Origin of the sequence: Longimicrobium sp. (assembly GCF_036280135.1) — a bacterium.
Classification (GTDB): Bacteria; Gemmatimonadota; Gemmatimonadetes; order Longimicrobiales; family Longimicrobiaceae; genus Longimicrobium.
This window is the reverse complement of sequence record NZ_DASURI010000500.1, coordinates 1-8,066: the sequence shown is the minus strand read 5'-3', so window position 1 is coordinate 8,066 and position 8,066 is coordinate 1. Positions and strand designations below refer to the sequence as shown.

Sequence of the window (8,066 nt, the reverse complement as noted above, 5' to 3'; positions counted from 1 at the left end):
GGCGCGCAGACCGCGAGCGCCAGCAGCGCCGGGGCCAGGCGATGGAACAGCGTGAAACCCGCGACGTAGCCGGCCGCCGCGCACACCGCGACGAGCATCACCAGCACGCCCGCCCGCAGGTCCATGCCCGCCTGGCCGATGATCCTGGCGGTCGCGATGACGATGGGCATCCAGCCCTGGCTGGGGTTCAAGGTGCTCGTCACGCTGTTCTCCGCCGCGGCCGTGGGCCTGTCGTACCTGTGGGCCCGCCGCCTGTCCACGCCGGGGACGGCGCTGGCCATCGGCGTGCTGCTGGCCGTGGGCGCGGGCGTGGTGGACGTGGCCCGGTGGGAGCTGTCCGATCCGCCGTTCTGGGCGTTCACCATGCTGGCCCTCTGGGGCTTCGCGCGGCTGATCGACCGTGATCCCCACCGTCCGCCTTCCGACGCGTCCACCGCCGGCCCTGCCGATGCCGCCGGTCCGCCCGCGTCCGCTTCGACGGGATGGAAGGGGTGGATCGGCCCGGTGGCGCTGGCGTCGGGCGCGACGCTGCTGGCGCACGGAACGCGGTCCGCCGGGCTGCCGCTGGTGGTGGCGGGCGCCGCGTGGCTGGCGTGGCGGCGGCGGTGGGCGTGGCTGGGCGTGTTCGCGGCCTTCATCCTCCCATTCGCGCTGTTCTGGTGGGCGCGGGGCAAGGCGGCCGGCGGTCCCGGCTACGCGGGATACCTGTGGTACGTGGACCCGTACCGCCCCGTGCTGGGCACGGTGGGCATCGGCGGGCTGCTGTCGCGCATCGCCGCCAACACGGTGGAGTACACGCGGGAGCACCTGCCCTACCTGCTGACGGGCGTGCGGAGCGGATCGCCGGCCACCCTGCTGGGGATCGCCGTCGTGCTGCTGGGGCTGGCGGGATGGGGGATGCGGATGCGCCGGCCGGGCGTGGCGGAGCTGTGGCTGCCGCTGTACGTGGGGCTGGTGCTCGTCTGGCCCGGCGAGTGGGCCGGCGAGCGGTTCCTGCTCCCCGCCCTGCCCATGCTGCTGCTGTGCGCGGCGGAACCCCTGCGGCGGCTGGCGAGATGGACCGGACGCCCGGCGTGGGTGGGCGCCGCCGTCGTGGCCGCCCTCGTCGTGGCGACCCTCCCGCCGCTGCGGATGCAGGTGAAGTACTCCATGCGGTGCCGCGCCGTGTACGGGCCCGGCAACCCGTATCCGTGCCTGTCCGATCCGTGGATGGACTTTTTGGGCCTGGCCCGCGGGGTGCGCGGCCGCCTGCCGGCTGACGCCGCCGTGCTGTCGCGCAAGGCCACGCTGTTCTGGGCGTACTCGCAGTATCCGTCGCGCACGTACCCGTTCACGGCGGATCCCGACACGCTGCTCGCCGCCGCCCGCGCCGCGAACGCGCGCTACATCCTGCTGGACTACATGGACCAGGTGTCGTCGATGTACCTGGCCCCCGTGCTCATGCAGCGGCCGCAGGCGTTCTGCGTGATGCGCACGGCGGGCCCCGGCCGCGCCACGCTGATGGCCATCCTGCCCGGCGCGGAGCAGATGCCCAACGTGCGCTCCCGCCCCGGCGACGAGACGGTGGATCTGGCGTTCCGGGCCTGTCCGCCGGAGTACTGGGCGTCACGCGCGGCGCAGTAGCCCTCCCCCGGCCTCGCGTAGGCTCGTCCACCCCCTCCCGCAAACTGCGCGGGAGGGGGTGTATACTTCAACGAGCCCTGGTGCGTGCAGGTGAGATCCAGCAGGGCGAGCGGCGCGCGGGACCCCGCGAAGGTACTCCGCGCCAGACAACATGCCATGTTCGAAGTGTATACCCTCTCCCGCGCAGTGTGCGGGAGAGGGTGCGAACGACAGCGAGCGGGTGAGGGCCCGACGCAAAAAAGCCCCGCCGCGGGAGCGGCGAGGCTGCATGAAAACGAAGGAAAGTGCTCGCTATAGGATTCGAACCTATGACCTCTCGCGTGTGAAGCGAGCGCTCTGGACCAGCTGAGCTAAGCGAGCAGTATCGCGGGCCGGGGGATACCCGCGCCCGCGCCGGAGAGTGGGCTGCTTCCTGCGGGGACCTGACCCTTTGCCCTCCAGATTTTCAAAAGTACCCCGTACGGGAATCGAACCCGTGTTTTAGCCTTGAGAGGGCTATGTCCTAGGCCACTAGACGAACGGGGCGTGGCGAACCAGAGCCTTCAATTGTATCGCCCGATGGGCTTCTCGTCAACCCCTGGGGGCACGAGAGCTGCCGGGCGAACCTTCCAGAGGCGCCGCCCGGATTCGAACCGGGGGTCGAGGATTTGCAGTCCTCTGCCTTACCACTTGGCCACGGCGCCGACCGCGTCGCGCCGTCACCAGACCGGCCGCAAACGCCCCGCGAATGTATCGGACTTGCCGCTTGGCGTCAAGCCCTGCCACGCATTTGTTCCCACCGCGCGCGTTTGACAGGGCCCGCCGCGCGCGCTAGCGTCACGCGCCGGCGCACGCGTGTTTCCGTCCCGTTCCGTCCCCGACCTCGAGCCATCCACGGCGGATGAAGCTGTCTTTCCGGGCCAATGGCGCCCTGCTGGTTCTCGCCCTCGCGGCCGCCCCCGCGCGCGTCCTGGCGCAGGAGGCCGAGGCGTGGGTGCTGCCCCGCGGCCTGCTGGAGCTGAGCGGCGGCGGCCTCTTTACGCAGTACGACTCGCGCCTGGGCTACGGCGACCCGGCGTTCGGCTCGGAGTTCCTGGCCCCCCTGAGCGCGGCCACGCAGCGGGTAACAGGCGCCGCCGAGGCCCGGGTGCAGGCGGGGCTGGCGGACCTGCTGGGCGCCCCCCTGGATCCCGACTCGCTCTCGGCCGGGCGCCTGAACCTGCGCCTGGGCGCAGACGAGCGCATCGCGCCGCTCAGCGTGCGCTACGGGCTCACGAACCGGCTCACCCTCTCGATCACGGTGCCCATCGAGCGGCGCGGAACCACGGTGGTGGGCCCGTACTTCGCGGGCGCCACCCTGGGCCTGAACCCCGACGAGGCGCGCAACCGCACGGTGCTCGCGGGGTTCGATCCACGCTTCGGCGACCTGGGCGGAGGGCTGCTGCTCCCCCTGCGCGGAACGGCCGCGGCGGTGGCGCTGCAGACCCGGCTTCGCGCGCGCAGCGCCGCGGACACGCTCATCCTGCCCACGGCGCCGCTTACCGTCGCGCAGTTCCTGGCGGACGAGGAGATCGCGGCGCAGCTCACGGACGAGGAGCTGGCCGCGCTGGGGCTCGTCTCCGGCCACCGCTCGTACATGCTGGGCGACCTGCAGCTCGGGGCGCGTTTTCTCCTTCGCCGTGGGCCGGCGGGGTGGCCGTACCCGGACAGCGTCACGGGTCGGTCGCTGCGCACCAGCGTGGGCGCGCGCGTGCGCCTGCCCACGGGCCGCAGCGGCACGCGCTTCTTCACCGAGATCCCGCCCGGCGGCGGGCACCTGGGCTTTGGCGTGGACGTGCTGAACGACGTCTTCCTCTCCGACCGCTGGTACGTGAACGCGTCCGCCAGCGTGGACGTGCTCCTGCCGGCGGACGTGGAGCGGCAGGCGTTCTCCCTCGCGCGTCCCTTCCCCGCCGACAGCGCCGTGCGCACGGTGCGACGCGAGCCGGGCCAGCGCCTGGCCGTCTCCATCACCCCCCGCTGGCGGCTGACGGACGAGATCTCGTTCTCCGGCGAGTACGCGCTGCTGGCCCAGACGCGCACGAACTACACGGGCGGCGATGCCGACCTGGTGCCGTCGCCGCTGGAGTGGCGCACGGGCGGGTCGCTGCACGCGGTGGGGCTGGGTGCGCGGTACTCGTCGCTGCAGGCGTACGCGCGCGGCCGCGCGAACGTGCCCTTCGAGGTGTCGCTCACGCTGTCGCGTGCCATCGCGGGCGGCGGCGTTGCACCGGACGTGAACAGCGTCCGCCTGACGGGGCGCATCTTCATGGATCCGCGCGGGTTCCGGGCGCTGCTCCCCGGCGGCACCCCGCCCCCGGCCGACACCGCCGCGCCGCCCGCCTCCCCGCCGGCGGACACGCTGCCCGGGCAGCTGCGCCCGGACGTGGCGCCTGCCCCGCGTGTCGTGCCGCCCCAGCCGGACACGGCGGCGGCGGATTCGGCACGGCCCCAGGCGCCGCCTCCCGCTCGTCCGCAGGCGTCTGTCGGCGGCCGGCCGAACGCGTCCAGTTTCGTGGGCAGCCGCCGCTCCGCGCTCGCCGCGCGGCGTCCGAGCGTCACCGGCCAGGATCGCGGCGGGGCTTCGAACTGACGGCGAGGACCACAAAACGTCCAGAGTGATACCAAATGCCTACTTTGGTTGTGCAATTGCTTGCCGCAAGTAGGCGTAACCAGTCAAGGAGGCAACGATTTCCGGCGTGTACTCGCGCACGACTCTGGTCATGTCGCTCACAAGCGCTTCGAGCGCCGCAGGCAGGTCGGTGCTCAGGCGCTTGCGCAGGTCCTGCCAAACTCTCTCCATCGGGTTCAGCTCGGGAGAGTAGGGCGGCAGCCGGAAGAGAACGACGTTGTCCGGGATGACGAGAGAATGAGCGATGTGTGCGGGAGCACCATCGATCACCAGCACGTTCATGTGCTTGGGGAACGCGAGCGAGAACTCGTCCAGAAAGCACTGGAAGCAGGCAGAATCTAGCGCGGGCATCTCGTAGAAGAACGATTCTCCGGTCGCGGGCTCCGCGGCTCCGTAGAGCCAGGTGTACTCGTAGCGAGGCAGGACGAGCTGATGAGGCTTCACGCCGGGGGCGGTGATGAACCTGCGGGTGATCCCTTCGTGAAGTCCGAAGCGCGCCTCGTCCTGGACAAAGAGCCGGACGGGCAGCGGGGAGAACGCGAAGAGTGTGTCCAGGAAGCGTGTCAGGCGAGCAGGGAAGCAGGCGGCATCACTGTCGTTTTTTTGGTGCCGGGGCCGTGCACGCTTGAGCTTTGCGCCGAGCCGGTAGCGGATCAGCTTGTGCACCGTGCTGTACGGCAGTTCGACTGCGAATTCCCGCTGCAGCCACTCCTGGGCGCCGGTGTACCCGGAGAACCCGTCGTGCCGGACCCGCTCCTTGAGCGCTTCGTAAACGGGAGCACTCAGGCTCTTCTGCTCCGGCTTGGGTCCCGTGGTGCCGACGTGAAGCAGCTGGTCCAGCCCGCCTGCCTTGTAGGCATTCAGCCAGTTCTTGATGCTGTTGCGGTGCACGAGAAGGTGTTGGGCCGCCTGCTCGCGGGTCTTTACCTGGCCTGAACGGATCAGGAAGAGAAGATGGAGCCGGTTTCGGCGCTTGGCAGAATGCTCGTGCGTGAGCCTGTCCTGGAGCTCCTCCGCCGACTCTGCGATCGAAGGAAAGTCCCGCTGAGACATGGAGCCAGCCTTCCGGTTGAGGTTGGCTCCAACATGAGACAAAGTGGTCAAGCAATCAAGGTATTTGGTATGACAATCGTCCAACAGCTGTTGGATGATTGCCACTCTGGACGTTTCAGCTTTGGTGCGCTGGCCTATCAGCTCGTAATCCATGTACTCACAGCAGGTTACGATTGCCGAGCGGATACGGAGAACGCCCGCCAGCCGGCTGCGAATCCACCATCACCGCGTCAAAAGAAGGCGTCCAACGTCCGGAGTGTAAAATTGTCCAACAGCTGTTGGACAATCTTACACTCCGAACAAACATCCTGCTTCAGCCCTCCTCCGTCCCGTCCGGTTTCGTCGTCGTCAGCTCCGATTGCAGCTGCTCGGGCGAGGGCAGGCTGTCCTTGAACCGGGCGGGCAGGTCCTCCATCAACCGGTACTCGGCCACGCCGATGGGGCTGGCGATGCCGCGCACGGCGTATTCCGCCACCACCCGGTTGCGCTCCTTGCACAGCACCAGGCCGATGCTGGGCCCGTCGCCCTCCTGGCGCAGGCGGTCGTCCAGCGCGGACAGGTAGAAGTTCATCTTGCCCGCGTACTCCGGCTTGAAGGCGCCCACCTTGAGGTCCACCACCACGTAGCACTTCAGGCGGATGTGGTAGAACAGCAGGTCCAGCCGGTAGTCCTGCCCGCCCACCTCCAGCCGGTACTGGCTCCCCACGAGGGCGAACCCCACGCCCAGCTCCAGCAGGAAGTCGCGGACGTGGGCCAGGAGCGCGCGTTCCAGCTCGCGCTCCTCCACGCCGTGGTCCATCCCCGTGAAAAAGAACTTGTACGGGTCCTTGATGAGCTCCACCGCCAGGTCCGACTGCGCCGGCGGGAGCGTGCGGTGGAAGTTGGTGACCGCCTGCCCCCGGCGCTCGTACAGCCCGCTCTCCACCTGGTGCACGAGGACGTTGCGGCTCCAGCCGTGCTCCAGCGCCTGGCGCGCGTACCACACGCGCTCCTCCAGCCCATCCACCTTGTCCAGCAGCAGCGTGTTGTGGCCCCAGGGGATGTGCCCCATCACCTGCTCGACGAGGTGCTCGTCGGGATACGCTTCGGCAAACGCGCGCGTGTACATCAGGTTGGTGCGCGAGAGGCCGCGGATGTCGGGGAACTCGCGCCGCAGGTCGTCCGCCAGGCGCTCCACCACGCGGGCGCCCCACCCGGACGCCTGCTGCCGCGTGAGGATCTCGTGGCCAATCTGCCAGTACAGCGTCACCAGCTCGCGGTTGAGCGCGGCCGCCGCCCGCACCCGCGCGGAGCGGATGCGCTCGCGGACCACGTCCAGCAGCTCGCCGTACTCCGCCGCGCCGGTGTCCGCCGACGGCGGAACGACGGCGACGGCTCCTCGCTTCGGACGCGAAGGCATCTTCAGAGCTCTTTTCGGGTCGCATGCGCACCCTCCAGGACGCGGTCAGCCGCCCATGGCGGCCCGGCCCTCCACGGGGAACGTCCGGAGTGTAAATAGTCCAACAGCTGTTGGACTATTTACATCGTGGACAAATGGAACGCAAGCGTCCCAGGAAAGAGACCTACAGGAGGAAGCGCGTGGCGAGGCCCAGCAGCAGCAGGAAGCCGCACATGTCCGTGAACGCCGTGACGAAGATGGACGATGCCACGGCCGGGTCCACCCCCAGCCGCTCCAGCACAATGGGCACGAAGGCGCCGGCAAAGCCCGCCACGGCCAGGTTGGCCCACACGGCCAGCATCACCACCACGCCCAGCATGGGGTTGCCGTTCAGCACGGCGGCCACCGTGCTCACCGTGAGCCCGATGGCGAAGCCGTTGCCCAGCCCCACCAGCAGCTCCTTGCCCACCACGTTCCAGCGCCCCTCCAGGGAGTCGCGCGACAGCGACAGGCGCCGCACCGTCACGGCGAGCGCCTGCGTCCCCGTGTTGCCGCCCATGCCGGCCACGATGGGCATCCACGCGGCCAGGAACGGCAGCGAGTCGATGGTGCCCTGAAAGAGAATCACCACGAACGAGGCACCGAACGCCGTCAGCAGGTTCACGAACAGCCAGGGCAGGCGCGAGCGCACGGCGTCCCACCATCCGCCGCGCAGCTCTTCCTCGCCCGAGACGCCGACGAACTTGAGGATATCCTCCGTGGTCTCGGCCTCGATGACGTCGATGACGTCGTCGAAGGTCACACCGCCCAGCAGCCGCCCGCCCGCGTCCACCACGGGGGCGATGGTGAGGTTGTACTTGCTGACGATGCGCCCCACCTCCTCCTGGTCCGTCTCCGGCAGCAGGACGGCGATGGGCTCCTCGCGAAGCTCCCGCAGGGGCGTGCCCGGCGCGGACGTCACCAGGGCCTGCAGGGAGACGGTGCCCAGCAGCACGTCGGCCGTGTCGACGACGAACACCACGCCGTAGAACTGCTCCACCTCGTGCGCCTGCCGCCGCACCTCGTCGATGGCCTGCGCCGCCGTGAGCTCCACGGGCACCACCACCAGCTCGGTGGTCATGATGCCGCCCGCGGACTCCTCGTCGTACGCCATCAGGTCGCGGATGTCGCCCGCGTCCTCGTGCGGCAGGGCGGCCAGCACGCGGTCCCGGTCCTCCGGGTCCAGCTCCGCGATCATGTCGGCCGCGTCGTCGTCCGAGAGCTCGGCCACGACGGCGGCGATCTGCTCCGGCTCCAGCGCGGCCAGCGACTCCTCGGGGTGCTCCTCCGGCTCCATCTCCGCCAGGGCCTCGGCGGCCAGGG

General features: G+C 69.8%; 5 protein-coding genes and 3 tRNA genes. 2 read left to right on the top strand and 6 right to left on the bottom strand.

Features of this window, described 5'->3' with window-relative positions:
- The first annotated feature begins 162 nt into the window (after positions 1–162).
- Positions 163–1,623, top strand: a complete 1,461-nt coding sequence (locus VFZ20_RS16160) for a hypothetical protein (RefSeq protein WP_329684943.1) — start codon at positions 163–165, stop codon at positions 1,621–1,623.
- A gap of 285 nt (positions 1,624–1,908) precedes the next feature.
- Here VFZ20_RS16160 and VFZ20_RS16155 read toward each other — a convergent pair.
- The 3 genes from VFZ20_RS16155 to VFZ20_RS16145 form a co-directional block, all read right to left on the bottom strand.
- Positions 1,909–1,983: transfer RNA gene (locus VFZ20_RS16155), tRNA-Val, on the bottom strand.
- Between the two features lie 92 nt (positions 1,984–2,075).
- Positions 2,076–2,148: transfer RNA gene (locus VFZ20_RS16150), tRNA-Glu, on the bottom strand.
- A gap of 87 nt (positions 2,149–2,235) precedes the next feature.
- Positions 2,236–2,306, bottom strand: a tRNA-Cys gene (locus VFZ20_RS16145).
- A gap of 197 nt (positions 2,307–2,503) precedes the next feature.
- Between VFZ20_RS16145 and VFZ20_RS16140 the strand changes: the two genes are divergently transcribed.
- Entirely contained in the window at positions 2,504–4,234 is a 1,731-nt protein-coding gene (locus tag VFZ20_RS16140) for a hypothetical protein (RefSeq protein ID WP_329684942.1), read from the top strand.
- Positions 4,235–4,273: 39 nt separating this feature from the next.
- Here the strand turns inward: VFZ20_RS16140 and VFZ20_RS16135 are convergent, their stop codons facing one another.
- The 3 genes from VFZ20_RS16135 to mgtE all read right to left on the bottom strand — a co-directional run.
- Positions 4,274–5,479 carry an IS630 family transposase gene (locus VFZ20_RS16135; RefSeq protein WP_329684941.1) on the bottom strand — a complete coding sequence of 402 codons (1,206 nt, stop codon included), beginning with the start codon at positions 5,477–5,479 and terminating at the stop codon, positions 4,274–4,276.
- 160 nt (positions 5,480–5,639) lie between these two features.
- Positions 5,640–6,725: a PDDEXK nuclease domain-containing protein gene (locus tag VFZ20_RS16130; protein ID WP_329684940.1), complete on the bottom strand. Its 1,086-nt coding sequence runs from the start codon at positions 6,723–6,725 to the stop codon at positions 5,640–5,642.
- A 163-nt stretch (positions 6,726–6,888) separates the two neighbouring features.
- Positions 6,889–8,066 (bottom strand): magnesium transporter (gene mgtE, locus VFZ20_RS16125; RefSeq protein ID WP_329684939.1); only part of this gene is annotated, 1,178 nt, incomplete at its 5' end.